The following is a 14,146-nucleotide window of genomic DNA, read 5'->3' as shown; positions in this document are numbered from 1 at the left end:
GTATATTGTTCCTATACAAGGAATTATAACTAGTTAAATGTAAATAGAATTTATTGGTTAGCCTATTTATAAATAGGCAAGTAGCAAAGGTAAAAAAAGTATCTTTGCAAAAACAATTTGCATGAGTACAATACGCTTAAAGAATATCCGAATTTTTGCTAATCACGGTTGCCTTACTGAAGAAGAAAAGATAGGCAGTGACTACATTGTAAACTTAGAAGTTAGTGCAAATCTATCAAAAGCAGCTAAAACTGACGAGTTAGGCGATACTGTAGACTATGTTCATCTTCAAAAAATAGTGAGAGAACAAATGGCAATTCGCTCCAAACTATTAGAACAAGTAGGCCAGCGTATTATTGATACTATATTAAATGAAATTGAATTAGTTGATGCTGTGAGTGTTCGAGTCTCAAAAATAAATCCTCCTATTGGTGGTGATATTGCCGAAGTAAGTGTTACAATGTCCTCTTCTCGCTAATTTCAATTTAAACTAGGAAAATTCAGTTTAATTTTTTTACATTTGCAAACCTTACTGGCATCGTGGCCGAGTGGCTAGGCAGAGGTCTGCAAAACCTTGTACAGCGGTTCGAATCCGCTCGATGCCTCAACAAAACCTTCTTTCTTACTAGATTGAAGGTTTTTTTATTGAATAGGGTCTTCTACCGGGGGAATAGGTTTTTCTAATGGATGCTTCGGACCTGGAATTTTATCTAAATTGGATTGCATTTCATCAGGAAAAATTCCTTGTAATAATAATGCTACGCCAAAGCCTGCAATTAAAATACTCACCCATTTTTTTGTTTTAATAATAAAACGGGGTGTCATTTTATTTTTGAGCTTTTTAGCTAATGTAATTTTTAATAGATCGGTACAGAAAAAGGTGATCAACACGGTTAATAGGAAGAAAAATACACCGTTGTCAGAATTAGTTAAGGCATTTGCCATAATAATAGTACCTATCCAACCTGCTAGCACACCAAAGTTTACAAAATTCAGTAAAAAACCTTTTAAAAATAAACTTCCTAGTTTCTTTTTAACCTTGACTCCGTAATGTTCTCGTACTATTTTAAAAAAGGAACGGTTGGTACGGATGTATGATATAATTCCGTAGGCTATTAAAACAGCGCCTCCAAAGATTAATAATCCTGGATCATCTTTTACTTTATCCAAGATTTTACTAGTACTAAAATAAGCTATGACAATAAAGACAATATCTGCGAAGATTGCTCCTAAATCAAAGAACACTCCTGCTTTAAAACCTTTAGTAATACTGGTTTCAATGAGTGTAAAAAAGACAGGGCCTACTGCAAAAGCAAGTAGGAACCCGTAAAAAGCTGCGTATCCAATACCATCAAACATAGTATTGTAAAAGTACAAATAAGTTTATAGTTGAAAACGCTTTAGCTAACTATTAATCCACAATACGGATAGTACCGCCTGCAAAACTCTTTTTCTTTACTTCTTTAGGGTTTCCATACACGGTAACATCGCCGCCTGCAGTTACTTTTATATTTGCTTTTTCACTAGCGTTGATTTCAGCTTCGCCAGCTGCAAACAATTTTAAGTTGGTATCTTGTGTTTGTAAATCCATTGCTTCAATGATACCACCCGTTCTAATAGTAATATCTTGTGATTTTGCTAATCCTGAAGCTTCAATTATTCCGCCAGTTACGGCTTTCATTTCAACATAATTTACTTTTAAACCTACTCGAATCTTTGCTCCTTCTTGCGACCGTAATTCAATTTTATTTTGAGTTATTGCTTCATTAGCAACAATTATAGCTCCTTCATTGGCATCGATTATATCAACATCAGTGTAGTGAACTTCAACAAAGGTTTCTTCTCCATCAAAACGTTCGTCTAATTGCATTCGGATTTTTAATTTTCCGTTGTCATTGATAATCTTAACACTTTCGGTGTTTTCACCTTTGATAACAACTTTGTTTTCTTCTGAAGGAATTAAATTTACTTCAATTAAATCGAATACTTTTAATTCATCAAAATCACCTATATTTTTCTCAACCATACGTTGAGAAAAGGCTGAAAAGGTTATGAACGCGATAAGAATTGTAGATACTAATTTCATAATTAAGTGGTTTGGTTTTTTATAAAGAGTAGCTTATAATTGAAATGTTACACTTACTTTTCAATTTCTTTTTTACTACCCAACATCGTAAAATCTAAATGCTTTCTAACTAAGTCTGCATTTTTCACTTTTACATAAACCTCGTCTCCTAATGTGTATTTGTTGTGAGTTCGCTGACCAACTACTGCAAATTCATCTTTATCGAATACATAATGATCGTCACGTAAATCACTTAAACGAACCATTCCTTCACATTTATTGGAAACTATTTCAATATAAATTCCCCATTCGGTCACACCTGAAATTACACCTAAGAAATCTTCATCTTCGTGGTCTAACATGTATTTAACCTGCATGTATTTTATACTGTCACGTTCTGCATTTGTGGCAAGATTTTCCATTTCGCTGGAATGACCACATTTATCTTCGTATTCATCTTGGTTGGCTGATTTATTTTTATCTAAATAAGACTGTAGCAACCTATGTACCATCACATCTGGATACCTACGAATTGGCGATGTAAAGTGTGTATAATAATCGAACGCTAAACCATAATGACCAATGTTATTTGTGGTATAAACCGCTTTACTCATCGTTCTAATTGCTAAAACATCGACCAAGTTTTGTTCTTTTTTTCCAACGACATCTTTCAATAATTTATTGATAGAATTGGCAGTTTTTTTAGGATCTCTAGTATCCAGTTTATAACCAAAACGCTGGATAATTCGTTCCAGAGCGGCGATTTTCTCATCATCTGGCTCGGCATGTACACGGTATACAAATGTTTTTGGCGGATTTTGTTTTCCTATAAATTCGGCAACGCTACGGTTGGCAAGCAACATAAACTCTTCAATTAGTTTATTTGCATCTTTACTTTCCTTGAAATAAACGCCTTCCGGTTCGTTGTTTTCATCCAATTTGAATTTTACCTCTACTTTATCAAACGAAATAGCTCCTTGACGCATCCTATCTGTACGTAATATTTTAGCTAATCGATCCATTTCTAAAATTGCCGAAGCAATATTTGAATCTACCGTATATTCTTTATCAGTAATGGAAATGTTAGCCGGTATTTCGTGTTCTTTAGCTTCTGGATTTTCAATAACGTGCTGTGCTTCTTCATACGCAAAACGAGCATCACTATAGGTTACCGTTCGTCCAAACCACTGGTTTTTAACCTTCGCTTGATTATCTATTTCAAAAACAGCTGAAAACGTATATTTTTCTTCGTTAGGGCGAAGCGAACACGCATTGTTTGATAATACTTCAGGAAGCATCGGTACCACGCGATCTACTAAATACACTGAGGTTGCACGTTCATAAGCTTCATCGTCTAAAACGGTTCCAGGTTTTAAGTAATGTGAAACATCGGCAATGTGAATTCCTATTTCATAATTACCATTTTCTAATTTCTGAAAAGATAACGCATCATCAAAATCCTTAGCATCTTTTGGGTCAATGGTAAAAGTTAACACATCGCGCATATCACGACGTTTATTTATTTCGTCTTCTTGAATGGATGTATCTAATTGATTAGCATATTCTTCCACTTCATGTGGAAATTCATACGGCAATCCGTATTGTGCTAAAATGGAATGAATTTCAGTATGGTGTTCCCCAGGCATTCCCAACACCTTTTTAACTTGACCTAATGGCGAATCTGCTTTTTCGGGCCAATCGATAATTTCAACTAATACTTTTTCACCACCTTTTGCTTCTCCAATGTTACTTTTCGGAACAAAAATATCGGTATACATACTGCTATCGTTGATTTCAACAAAAGCAAAATTTTCGTGAATATCGATGGTTCCAACAAACTCAGTTTTCTTACGTTGTATAATATTGGTTATTTCACCTTCAGCTTTACCACGTTTTTTACGTTTAAAAACATAGACTTCAACCACATCTCCATTTAAGGCTTTGTTTAGATTTTTATTACTAACAAAAATATCATCTTCAAGATCGTCAACTATAATATATCCTTGTCCACGGCTGGTAATATCGACCACACCCGTGTAGTAATTTTTAGAAGGGGCAATAACATACTTTCCTCGTTCCACTTCGTTGATGGTTCCTTTAGCAGTTAATTGCTTTATTTTTTTGGTAATTTGGTTACGGCTGTTAGGATCATCTAATCCTAATTTAGCCGCTATTTGTTTGTAGTTATAAGGTTTGGAATTCGCTTTTCGTAGTATTTTTATAATGCTTTCTCCAAGCCCTTTTATTTTATTGTTTTTCTTCTTCGTTTTTCTTTTTGGCATTGTTTTATTTTAATTAATGTAAATGTACTATTATTAAGATAATAGCGTGTTTCCTTTAGGAAAGATTTAGTACCTTAGTAAGGCTTCAAAAAAGCAATTTTTAAGCTATGGAAAACTTTATAACCGTTGCTACTTTCACCTATCAAAGTGAATATGCTGTTCTCGCTTTACTTTTAGAACAGCATGACATACCGCATGTTTTTTTAAACGAAACCATGGCGAGTGTTTTTCCTTTTTACTCTAACGCAATTGGCGGGATTCGTTTGCAAGTGCACAAGCAAGACGCAGCGCGAGCTCGAGAAATCATCAAAGATTTTGATAACACTTCAAAAATGAGAATCGTTTAATTTTAAAGTTTTCAACCTTATTAACAATATAATATTCATCTTTTTTCTTTTTTAAAATTTTAAAATAAATAATGATGGTTATTATAGTGTGTTAATATGTAGCATAACTTTTTGAAGTTTTATTTTGATTTTAAGTTATAGGTTATTTTGTACAGGTTGTTAACATAGTTTTAAGAATGTTTTCTTCTGAAAAATAAAAGAATAGGCACAATAATTAACAGCTGTCAACAATCCATGTTAACAACGTATTTTTAATATGTATTTCTGAAATATCTGTTTGAAACTTACTTTTCGATGCTGATAACTCGGTCAAAAAAGATGAAGTTAAAATTTGCTTTTGAAATATTAAAAAGCATATGGAATTTATAATCCAATTTCACAACTTTTTTTCTTGCTAAACTATTAACAAATGTAAACACAGTTGTTAACTATAAAGTGAACTGAAGTTTAATAAAACGTAAACAATTGATTTTTAATTATAACCGTTTTATTATGTAATAATACAATTATCTTTGTATTAAAATAAACACCATGAAAATAGCAATAGGAAACGATCACGCAGGCACAGATTACAAAAATACCATTTCAAATTATTTACAATCAGAAGGTTACGAAGTTATTAACTACGGTACCGATAGTGAAGAAAGTGTAGATTATCCAGACTTTGTTCACCCAGTTGCAGACGATGTAGAAAACGAAAAAGTAGATTTTGGTATCATTATCTGCGGTAGCGGTAACGGTGCAAATATGACTGCTAATAAACATCAAAAAGTACGTTCAGCTTTATGTTGGACCAAAGAAATTACAGCGTTGGCTAGAGAGCATAACGATGCAAATGTATTAAGTATTCCAGCTCGTTTTACAAGCGAACCACAAGCATTGGAAATGGTAAAAACGTTTCTTACAACAAAATTTGAAGGCGGTCGCCACCAACGTCGTGTTGAAAAGATAGCTTGTTCATAACCGGCTACTTTTTTTATGTCTAATTCACCTACACATACACACGATCATAACAGTTTAAAAGGAAGAAAGCTGTTACTAACAATTGTTTTAAACATTGTAATAACCGTATCGCAAGTAATAGGTGGGTTAATTTCTGGTAGTCTTTCCTTGTTAAGTGATGCGCTGCACAATTTTAGTGACGTCACTTCACTGGTTATAAGTTATGTGGCAGATAGATATTCAAAAAAAGAAGCTTCTTTCGATAAAACATTTGGTTATAAACGTGCTGAAATTATTGCCGCTTTTGTAAATGCCGCTACACTTTTAGTAGTGGCGGTTTACCTTATTTATGAAGCTATAAAACGATTTATAAATCCGCAAGAAATAGAAAGCAGTTTAGTTATTTGGCTGGCTGTGTTGGGGATTGTAGCGAATGGTTTTAGTGTGTTATTACTTCGTAAGGATTCGAAAGAGAATATGAATATGCGTTCGGCGTATATACATTTGTTTACCGATATGTCTGCTTCAGTAGCCGTTCTAATAGGTGGTTTATTAATGAAATATTTCGGGTGGTTTTGGGTAGATAGTGCGCTTACTGTTTTAATTGCTGTTTATTTATTAGTGATGGGTATCGATTTACTTAAAAACTCCTTCAATGTATTAATGTTGTTTACGCCCAAGGATATTAAACTGGAACGTATCAGTAAAAAAATAACGACTATTTCTGAAGTAAAAAGCATCCATCATATTCACGTATGGCAGCTTAATGAACAAGAAACACATCTTGAAGCACATATGGAATTTTCTAAAGATTTAACCCTTTCAGAATTTGATGCTATCTTAGAAAAAGTAGAAAAAATACTGTTTGATGACTTCGGAATCAATCACGTAAATATTCAACCAGAATTTCAAAAAGACGATCCGAAAGAAATTATTGTTCAGGATTAAAAAACAACTTAATGGAAATTACTATCAAAAAATTTGAAGACCTATCTATATATGAACTGCACGATATATTACAGCTTCGTTCTGAAGTATTTGTCGTAGAACAAGATTGCGTATATCAAGATATTGATGGGAAAGACGCAAAAGCCCTACATATTATTGGAAAAAAAGAAGGAAAAATAATTGCGTACACCCGTTGTTTTCCACAAGGATTTTATTTTGAAGAAGCTGCTATTGGAAGAGTTGTTGTAGCTAAAGATCAGCGAAAATTTAGCTATGGTCACGACATTATGGAAGCTTCAAAAAAGGCCATAAAAAAAAAGTATCATACCGAAAACATAAAGCTTTCGGCTCAACAATATTTAATTAAATTTTACCAATCTCATGGTTTTGAACCCATTGGCGAAGGATACTTAGAAGATGGTATTCCGCATATTGCGATGATTACAGCTTAATTAAAATCCTGCAGGAAGTGCTGCTGTTCCTGTTGCACTACCACCTAAGTTTACAACGCGGTTAGTAATTTGTTTAGCAATAAAGCGATTTCTATAAATAATAAGATTGAGATACATATCTACATTAATAACTTCGGTACTATTTCTGAATCCACCATTGTTAATAACAGCTTTAATAAACCAAGTATTGGTGGCCGGGCTTTTATAAGCATATATTTGATATCCCTCTACATAATCATCACCATTGTCACTGTACGAAACGACACTTGTTGCATTAGTTCCGTTTTCTAGAAAATAATATCCTTGTACGGTTACTAAGTAATGCTCTGTAGATATTTTAGTATCATAAAAAGTAATACCTGGATCACCCACATTTTCAAAAATAAATTGAGCGTAATTTATAGGGCCATATTTGCTTATTTCTATATCGTACTGGGCAATTTGAAGGTCTGTTTTTTGTATAAGAAGATTAGACCCTCTTATTATTCCAAAATCTCCAGGATTTTCTAAATACAGTTTCTTTTCAACACGAACATCTCCATTAACATCTAATGTAGCTTGTGGATTTTGGGTTTTAATACCCACTTGACCTTCCATAATAAAGGAAAGTAAGTGCATAGCTAAAAAGGGTACATAAGTAGGTTTAATTTTCATATAAGGGGGGCTTTTATAAAAATAAAATTAATTTAAATCGGGGACTGATGAGGCAGTCCCAGTATTTGAACCATTTAAGTTTGTATTTATAACAGGTAGGTTTTTAAAATAAGACTTATCATACACTATTAATGTGACTTTATAACTTACAGAACCAGAAGTTATATCTAAAAAGCGATTTCGTATTTCAATATGCCAAGTTCCATCATTTTCAAACGTTCTAACTACAAAGGTTCCTATGGAGTTAGCATTGGTACTGGTCTGCTTTCGTACAGCATCTCCAATGTATTGAAAATTTGAAACCCCTACAATATACTTGCTCGTGTCATATTGAAGGTTTACGTCGGTCATATTATCTCCTTCTAAATTGGTGAATTCATAATTCACAATATTAATAGGCGCTACATTTAAGCTATCTACATTAAGTATGTTTACTTCACCAACGGGAGAAGAGTTTGTCAATCTAGTAACCAGTTTAAAATTTTCATCGGTAGCAGTAACTACAGGTAAAGAAGGGGTAATTTTAAATTCATCTTGCACCAACATTGACCCATTTACATGCAAATCTGCTTGTGGGTTAATTGTTCCTATTCCTACTTGCGCAAAGAAAGGTGATATGGTAAAAAGGAAATATAGAAGTACTACTTGTTTCATAATTTAATTGATTATAGGGGAAGGAGCACTACCACTGGTATTACCTCCTAACGGAATTCGAACCTCGCCGAGTTGTTTCGACAAATCTTTCGAATAAATTAAAGTTGTAATTACCCAGGTTCCTAATTCTGCAGCATCTACATTATTAGCTGAAGGATAATCTGAAATAATATGCCACGTCCCATTTTCAATATAAGCGGACGTATATGGGATTGAAGCATAAGTGCCAATATCCAATTCTCGATCGTAATAGGAAGAAATAGTATTCATTACAAAATTGTCTGAATCTACGCCCGTATCAAAGTTTAATATCCAGTCTTCATTAGGGTTGTAAATTTCATACACTTGAATATACCCTAAGGCGGCTCCAGTGGGGTTACTTACGTCTAAGGTACGAACTGAGTTTCCAGCATCTTGTACCAGAAATGTAGAGGTATCATCATCCTGTAGCGCATTTATCTCTATAACCTCTATAGATTCTTGAATAAGCATACCTCCAGCAACCTCAAGTTTTACTCTGGGGGATGTCGTGCCTATACCTACCGCTCCATCTTGAGCTTCCGCTACAAATGAGGCAGCTAAGAAAAAGTAAAGAGAAATGTTTTTAATCCAATTCATTTTAAAATATAAATATTAGACAAAAGAACACTTTTTATCGATAAAATGCAAGTTTTATATTACTTATGTCTCTGATTATTAAAATAATAAGTATTTTGTAAGTCTTTTCTCTCAATAATTATGCCAAATACACCATGTTTATGAATAATAGATGGACCTTAAACAAATTTAAATTATAATAAAGTTGTGTTACTGTATCTATTTTGAGTAATTTTTGAAGAATACCGTAATCTATTATAGGGTAAAAAGAAGGTGTAATCCTATTTTTAGAGGAAATACTGTTGTTTGGGTAAATTCATAGTATTGTTTGTGGAAGGAGCATGCTTTTATTAATACAAAAAATCACTGCATTTTCTATCATTTGATAGTTTAGCAGTGATTTTTCAAGGTTTACATTTTACTAACAACCTTATATACGTAGTATAAGGACTAGTATAAATATGGTGTTACAGCTTAATCAGCTTTTTTTCCATATTTAAATGATCTAGCATTTCATTAGTAAATTTATAATGCCCCCGTCTTGTAATAATTTTAAAACGCTCGTTTCGCATACGAGTTAATACGTCTAAAAAGCGCCACTTGGACTTTAATAAATTTGTTCTATCAGACTTTAAGCTTACTTCAAAGTAGTGCTTAATTCCTGCTCGTTCCGCTACAATATCTGGGGTGATGCTTATATCACTTCCTTTTTTATTGTACGACTTAGGGGTCTCATAGCCTTCAATATCGGCTTTAATGTTCTCAAATCCTTTGTTTTCTAAATACGTAACGGATTCTTTAAGAACGTCGTCGTTTTCCTGCTTGTCTCTTTGTACCATAACCCATATTATACGAAAATTTAAGCAGTATCTCTATTAAAAATATGTTAATAAGATGTTTTAATGAGGTTCTTTTCCTTTAGAAACAACTGTTTTGTTGAAAGGAATTCCCAATTGTGTGAAGATATTCTCATCGTCTGTATGGTCTGCTAAATCTACTCCGTATTGAATTTTCTTGGTATCGTCATAGACAAATGTGCCGAACAAGCGATCCCAAATAGAAAACATATTCCCAAAGTTGCTATCTGTCCAGGGAAGTTGGTAATGATGATGAAACTTGTGCATATTGGGTGTTACGAATAGATAGCTTATACTTTTGTCCAACCAAGCCGGTAAACTGATGTTGGCGTGCGTCCAATACGTGAATAGTACGCTTAAAATACGGTAAAATAGATAGAAAGCGATTGGCATTCCCATAATCACGACTGCAATAAGAGCGAAGGTTTCGCGAATAATAAAATCGAACGGATGATGGCGAGTTCCAGTCGTGGCATCAACGTGTTTATCACTATGGTGCACGATATGTAACCGCCACATAGCCGGAACTTTGTGCAACAAATAATGCACGCCGTATTGTGCGATAAAATCTAAAACTAAAAGTGAAAATAGCAACTCAACCCAGATGGGTGCTTCAAAAAGATGTAATAAACCAAATTGTGAATCATTCAACCAAATAAATACTGCAGCGGTTGCAATACCAAAAACGGCATTGATAACCATCACAAAACCTAATAAAATAAGATTGGTTTTGGCGTGTTTCCACTTCTTGTATTTTAAGTTTATTAAACTGTAATATCCTTCTAGAACCCAAAATAGCGCTAACACAAAAAATACCCAGCCGGCTTTCATCCAGATAGGCATGCTTTCAAAAAAGGTTAAGAAGTCTTGCATTGAAATAAATATACAGTTCTATTGGTTTCGACTACTAGGTGGTTGAGTGGTTTTTTCATCGTTAAAAACAATGGAAAATTGTATCGAAACCACCATTCATATAAATTACTTTAAAATTTTCTCATATCGATTTCCTTCAGTAAGAACTGAAACAGCTTCTAAAATTTCAGGATTGTGATTTAGGTGATAGTTGTACATTCCTTCTCGGTAAAAATAACGCTTTAAAATTTCGTCGCTTAACAACGATTTTATTTCGGCTTTTTTAGAAACTAATGCTTTTTCTTTGGCTTTATCAATAGAAGTCATTAATTGGTTGTACCCTTGCTGAATTTCATCTTTAAGATCATCATCTTCCGCTCTTCGTAAGGCTTCAGCAAATTCTTTTTCGGTTTCAGTTTCATATTCAAAACCGTTTTTCTTTAAATAAGTCACAAAATTTTGGAAATCACTATCGGTAAATTCAAATGTATTGTAATCTTCTAATTGATGTGAGTAGTAATATTGTGTCGCATAATCGAAAATCGCCATATCTTTTAGCAAGGCTGTAGTAATGGGGCTAAATTTTGCCGTTTCCACTTCCACATCTGGCATAATTCCGCCGCCATCGTACACCGTTCTACCTCCTTTTGTTTTAAACTCGTTATACTCTTCGGTATCTACTCGAATTGGATCGCCATTTTCGTCACGGTTCCAATAATCTAACGCTTGAATACAACGACCGCTTGGTGTGTAATAACGAGATATTGTCACTTTTAATTGGGTGCCGTAGGTAAGCTTTTTAGGGCGTTGTACAAGGCCTTTTCCAAAACTACGGGCTCCAACTACCACAGCACGATCTAAGTCTTGCAAACCACCGGAAACAATCTCACTGGCCGATGCGCTACGACCATTAACCAATACCACCAACGGAATTTCTGTATCTACAGGATCAAATTGTGTTTTATACACTTTGTTGTATTTTTCAATTACCGATTTTGTGGTGGTGATCACTTCGCCTTTATTCACAAATAAATTAACTACGTTAATCGCTTCGTTTAAGAGTCCACCAGGATTTCCACGAAGATCTAAAATCAATTTATTGGCGCCCTGTAGTTTTAAATCTTCTAAAGCAGATTTGGTTTCTTGGGTTGTTTTTCGGTTGAATTTACTCAAAACAATATAACCGATGTTATCATCTAACAATTTATAAAACGGCACCGCTTCTATTCCCACTTTTTCACGTTTAAGCATCGTGGTTTGTGTTTTTCCTTGGCGGTTATAAGTGATTTCAACTGAACTACCTTTTGAACCTTTTAAGAGCTCTCCAGCGTCACCATCAAAACCTGCAACGGGTGTCGTGCCAATTTTAACGAGTTCGTCACCAGCTTTTAACCCAGCTTTGTCGGCCGGGTACCCTTCAAAAGGTTCAATGATGGTAATTTTATCTTTCGTGGTTTTAACCGAAGCTCCAATCCCGGTATAGGTACCTGAATTTTGTATGCGGCCATCTTCTACCTCCTGTTCGTTCCAATACACGGTGTATGGATCGAGATCTTCCAGCATTCCGTTAATGGCTTTATCCATTAAAGTTGCGGGTGTTACTTCGTCTACATAGTTCATGTTTAGTTCTTTGTAGAGTGTGGTGAAGATTTCTATTTGTTTGGCAATTTCAAAGAAATCACTTTTAAAGCTCACCGTTGTAAACATGATAACCACGGCGATTATTGGGATAAAGATTTTCTTTTTCATGATTTTTATTTTAAAAATGGCTAACGCAGGCAGCAAAAGCAGTTACCGTTTAAATATACACAAACCTTTTCGCTTTACTAGAAAGCAAGCAAGTAGTCTTGAATTTCGTTAAAAATTCTGCTGTAAGTGAGTCTACAGATTGCTATAAGTAGGTATTAATACTACTATTAGCTAGTAAACCAATAGAAAATAAGTAACGCAATTAATAATGGAATTAGTATTAAGACAACTTCGATTTTACGATTCTTTTTTGCTTTACTTCTTATCTCACTCTTTATTCTTTTCAATTTAGCAGAATTAACTTTTTCAAAATCAATTTTGTCATTGTCTTTCGATCTAATGATAGTATCACCCTTTATTCGACCGTCCTTTCTTCTTCGAAAATCCTCTTGCCGAGCTTTATGTGCGTTAAGTCTTCCTCCTTCTATTGGCATTTTTATTGATTCATTAATCGTCTATGATAATTTATTTGCCCAAGATGATACGTTAAATGAGTAGTTAAATGAACTAATAAATATTCAGTCGATTCTATTTTTGAAAACTTCATAACAGGATACTCTTTTTTCAAATCTTCGTTTGTAATTGAGGCAAGTGAATTCTTAACCATTTTTATGGTATCCTTTATACCATCAATCAATTCTTGTCTTGAAACATTTTTTTGAGTAAACTCAAGTTCTCTATTCCTTACGTAGCCTGTTTTTCCTATTTCTTTTCCAATAAAGGTGTGCAAGTTTCCTATTACATGTAGCGTTAAATTCCCTGCTGAATTAGCAATGTTTTTTTCTACTCGCCAAATAGTTTCTTCATTTTTATAAAGCTCTATTTCAGTAATTAACTTGTTTAAGTCTCTTTCAAAAAATGATAGTAATGCGTCTGTATTCATTTAAATAAGTTGCTTTTATGAAATTGCTGTTAATAGCTAGTTTAAAAAACTGAATTATTACCTTCTATAGGATACGAAATTAGCCTACTTTTTTATTTATCAGCTTTGTATTTTTCGTAATATTCTCTATGTAAATATTTTTTTATTGGAGCATATGGCATTTTAAACCATTTATAGCTCTTATCTAAGTTCCAACCATTAATTTCAGATATTGGAACTTTAAAATTTTTAATGATAAAGTTCAAATTTGTTTCACAATCAAATAACATTATACTGTCCTTTCTAATAATAAAGCATTTATTGCTTTTAGGTATTTTTTGAAAGAAATCTTTTCGGCGTATTTGCTTATTAATTTCACAGTCATTTCCAATAGAAAATGAAGCACTATCTTTTTTAAAAGAAATATATCTTCTATCAGAGTTTTCGAATTTAATATTAAGTCCGCAACCTTTCCAAAGATCTGTTTTTTCTACAATTCCGATTTTTTTATTTTGATATTTTTTCAAATAAACCTCTCTCATAGATGGATTATCCCATGGTCTCTCCATGAGCAAGAGAAATGCCAAAAATAAAATTGGTAATCCAATTAGAAGTTTTATTCCAGGAATTTTGTTCAATTGGGATTTTTGTTGTTAACGGCTCGTATATGAAAAGTAGCGCTGAAAATAAGCGATAACTTTTCGGATTATACACAAGCCGAATTTTTAAATTTACTAATTATTTTATTTTTGGGAATTTGTCAAATTTAAAAATTTGGCGACTTTCCAAAAATGCCCAAGCCTTAGTGTTAGCAATGACTCGCGCTATTTTTTATAGCATCGATGAAAAAGCAGTGGATCCAGTATCTTTAAAGTTCACCAAAAC

At 33.5% G+C, this 14,146-nt stretch carries 17 protein-coding genes and 1 tRNA gene; 6 read left to right on the top strand and 12 right to left on the bottom strand.

Annotated features, from left to right (window positions below; all coding sequences use genetic code 11):
* The first annotated feature begins 121 nt into the window (after positions 1-121).
* Both folB and AACZ92_RS13195 read left to right on the top strand, forming a co-directional pair.
* Positions 122-478 carry a dihydroneopterin aldolase gene (folB, locus tag AACZ92_RS13200; RefSeq protein WP_339702153.1) on the top strand — a complete coding sequence of 119 codons (357 nt, stop codon included), beginning with the start codon at positions 122-124 and terminating at the stop codon, positions 476-478.
* Positions 479-534: 56 nt separating this feature from the next.
* Positions 535-605 (top strand) — tRNA-Cys (locus AACZ92_RS13195).
* A gap of 37 nt (positions 606-642) precedes the next feature.
* Here AACZ92_RS13195 and AACZ92_RS13190 read toward each other — a convergent pair.
* From AACZ92_RS13190 to rnr, 3 genes are read right to left on the bottom strand one after another with little or no spacing between them, the layout of a single operon-like run.
* Complete coding sequence (locus tag AACZ92_RS13190; RefSeq protein ID WP_339702151.1) at positions 643-1,377, bottom strand: LysE family transporter; 735 nt, start codon at positions 1,375-1,377, stop codon at positions 643-645.
* Positions 1,378-1,411: 34 nt separating this feature from the next.
* On the bottom strand, positions 1,412-2,086 hold the full coding sequence (locus AACZ92_RS13185; protein ID WP_339702150.1) for a head GIN domain-containing protein: 675 nt from the start codon (positions 2,084-2,086) through the stop codon (positions 1,412-1,414).
* A 53-nt stretch (positions 2,087-2,139) separates the two neighbouring features.
* Positions 2,140-4,347, bottom strand: coding sequence for a ribonuclease R (rnr, locus tag AACZ92_RS13180; RefSeq protein WP_339702148.1), 2,208 nt, complete (start codon positions 4,345-4,347; stop codon positions 2,140-2,142).
* Positions 4,348-4,454: 107 nt separating this feature from the next.
* On the opposite strand from rnr, the gene AACZ92_RS13175 reads away from it, so the two are divergent.
* The 4 genes from AACZ92_RS13175 (at position 4,455) to AACZ92_RS13160 (ending at position 7,036) form a co-directional block, all read left to right on the top strand.
* A complete protein-coding gene (locus tag AACZ92_RS13175; RefSeq protein WP_339702147.1) occupies positions 4,455-4,694 on the top strand; it encodes a DUF2007 domain-containing protein in 240 nt (79 codons plus the stop codon).
* A gap of 531 nt (positions 4,695-5,225) precedes the next feature.
* A complete protein-coding gene (gene rpiB, locus AACZ92_RS13170) occupies positions 5,226-5,657 on the top strand; it encodes a ribose 5-phosphate isomerase B (protein ID WP_339702145.1) in 432 nt (143 codons plus the stop codon).
* Between the two features lie 15 nt (positions 5,658-5,672).
* Positions 5,673-6,584: a cation diffusion facilitator family transporter gene (locus AACZ92_RS13165; protein WP_339702143.1), complete on the top strand. Its 912-nt coding sequence runs from the start codon at positions 5,673-5,675 to the stop codon at positions 6,582-6,584.
* 11 nt (positions 6,585-6,595) lie between these two features.
* Positions 6,596-7,036 (top strand): GNAT family N-acetyltransferase, encoded by a 441-nt coding sequence (locus AACZ92_RS13160; RefSeq protein ID WP_339702141.1) that lies wholly within the window; start codon positions 6,596-6,598, stop codon positions 7,034-7,036.
* Here AACZ92_RS13160 and AACZ92_RS13155 read toward each other — a convergent pair whose 3' ends face one another.
* The 9 genes from AACZ92_RS13155 to AACZ92_RS13115 all read right to left on the bottom strand — a co-directional run bounded on the left by AACZ92_RS13155 (position 7,037) and on the right by AACZ92_RS13115 (position 13,899).
* The gene (locus AACZ92_RS13155; protein WP_339702139.1) at positions 7,037-7,690 is read right to left on the bottom strand and encodes a hypothetical protein; all 654 of its coding nucleotides are present in this window, start codon (positions 7,688-7,690) and stop codon (positions 7,037-7,039) included. It lies immediately after the preceding gene.
* A gap of 27 nt (positions 7,691-7,717) precedes the next feature.
* Positions 7,718-8,344, bottom strand: a complete 627-nt coding sequence (locus AACZ92_RS13150) for a hypothetical protein (protein WP_339702137.1) — start codon at positions 8,342-8,344, stop codon at positions 7,718-7,720.
* 3 nt (positions 8,345-8,347) lie between these two features.
* Entirely contained in the window at positions 8,348-8,962 is a 615-nt protein-coding gene (locus AACZ92_RS13145; protein ID WP_339702135.1) for a hypothetical protein, read from the bottom strand.
* A gap of 446 nt (positions 8,963-9,408) precedes the next feature.
* The gene (locus tag AACZ92_RS13140) at positions 9,409-9,780 is read right to left on the bottom strand and encodes a hypothetical protein (protein ID WP_339702133.1); all 372 of its coding nucleotides are present in this window, start codon (positions 9,778-9,780) and stop codon (positions 9,409-9,411) included.
* A gap of 60 nt (positions 9,781-9,840) precedes the next feature.
* On the bottom strand, positions 9,841-10,671 hold the full coding sequence (locus AACZ92_RS13135) for a sterol desaturase family protein (protein WP_339702131.1): 831 nt from the start codon (positions 10,669-10,671) through the stop codon (positions 9,841-9,843).
* A gap of 105 nt (positions 10,672-10,776) precedes the next feature.
* Entirely contained in the window at positions 10,777-12,399 is a 1,623-nt protein-coding gene (locus tag AACZ92_RS13130; protein WP_339702129.1) for a S41 family peptidase, read from the bottom strand.
* Positions 12,400-12,566: 167 nt separating this feature from the next.
* Entirely contained in the window at positions 12,567-12,833 is a 267-nt protein-coding gene (locus AACZ92_RS13125) for a hypothetical protein (RefSeq protein ID WP_339702127.1), read from the bottom strand.
* 2 nt (positions 12,834-12,835) lie between these two features.
* Positions 12,836-13,282 carry a DUF1572 family protein gene (locus AACZ92_RS13120; RefSeq protein WP_339702125.1) on the bottom strand — a complete coding sequence of 149 codons (447 nt, stop codon included), beginning with the start codon at positions 13,280-13,282 and terminating at the stop codon, positions 12,836-12,838.
* A gap of 92 nt (positions 13,283-13,374) precedes the next feature.
* Positions 13,375-13,899, bottom strand: a complete 525-nt coding sequence (locus tag AACZ92_RS13115; RefSeq protein WP_339702123.1) for a hypothetical protein — start codon at positions 13,897-13,899, stop codon at positions 13,375-13,377.
* Positions 13,900-14,146: the final 247 nt, after the last annotated feature.

The organism is uncultured Marixanthomonas sp., assembly GCF_963974425.1.
GTDB lineage: Bacteria > Bacteroidota > Bacteroidia > Flavobacteriales > Flavobacteriaceae > Marixanthomonas.
This window is presented reverse-complemented; position numbering and strand designations above follow the sequence as displayed.

Excerpts from the sequence above, each read along its gene's own strand:
- AACZ92_RS13155 (WP_339702139.1), bottom strand. The coding sequence starts at position 7,690 with ATGAAAATTAAACCTACTTATGTACCCTTTTTAGCTATGCACTTACTT.
- folB (WP_339702153.1), top strand. The coding sequence starts at position 122 with ATGAGTACAATACGCTTAAAGAATATCCGAATTTTTGCTAATCACGGT.
- rpiB (WP_339702145.1), top strand. The coding sequence starts at position 5,226 with ATGAAAATAGCAATAGGAAACGATCACGCAGGCACAGATTACAAAAAT.
- AACZ92_RS13165 (WP_339702143.1), top strand. The coding sequence starts at position 5,673 with ATGTCTAATTCACCTACACATACACACGATCATAACAGTTTAAAAGGA.
- AACZ92_RS13160 (WP_339702141.1), top strand. The coding sequence starts at position 6,596 with ATGGAAATTACTATCAAAAAATTTGAAGACCTATCTATATATGAACTG.
- AACZ92_RS13120 (WP_339702125.1), bottom strand. The coding sequence starts at position 13,282 with ATGAATACAGACGCATTACTATCATTTTTTGAAAGAGACTTAAACAAG.
- AACZ92_RS13185 (WP_339702150.1), bottom strand. The coding sequence starts at position 2,086 with ATGAAATTAGTATCTACAATTCTTATCGCGTTCATAACCTTTTCAGCC.
- AACZ92_RS13150 (WP_339702137.1), bottom strand. The coding sequence starts at position 8,344 with ATGAAACAAGTAGTACTTCTATATTTCCTTTTTACCATATCACCTTTC.
- AACZ92_RS13175 (WP_339702147.1), top strand. The coding sequence starts at position 4,455 with ATGGAAAACTTTATAACCGTTGCTACTTTCACCTATCAAAGTGAATAT.
- AACZ92_RS13135 (WP_339702131.1), bottom strand. The coding sequence starts at position 10,671 with ATGCAAGACTTCTTAACCTTTTTTGAAAGCATGCCTATCTGGATGAAA.
- AACZ92_RS13130 (WP_339702129.1), bottom strand. The coding sequence starts at position 12,399 with ATGAAAAAGAAAATCTTTATCCCAATAATCGCCGTGGTTATCATGTTT.
- AACZ92_RS13140 (WP_339702133.1), bottom strand. The coding sequence starts at position 9,780 with ATGGTACAAAGAGACAAGCAGGAAAACGACGACGTTCTTAAAGAATCC.
- rnr (WP_339702148.1), bottom strand. The coding sequence starts at position 4,347 with ATGCCAAAAAGAAAAACGAAGAAGAAAAACAATAAAATAAAAGGGCTT.
- AACZ92_RS13125 (WP_339702127.1), bottom strand. The coding sequence starts at position 12,833 with ATGCCAATAGAAGGAGGAAGACTTAACGCACATAAAGCTCGGCAAGAG.
- AACZ92_RS13145 (WP_339702135.1), bottom strand. The coding sequence starts at position 8,962 with ATGAATTGGATTAAAAACATTTCTCTTTACTTTTTCTTAGCTGCCTCA.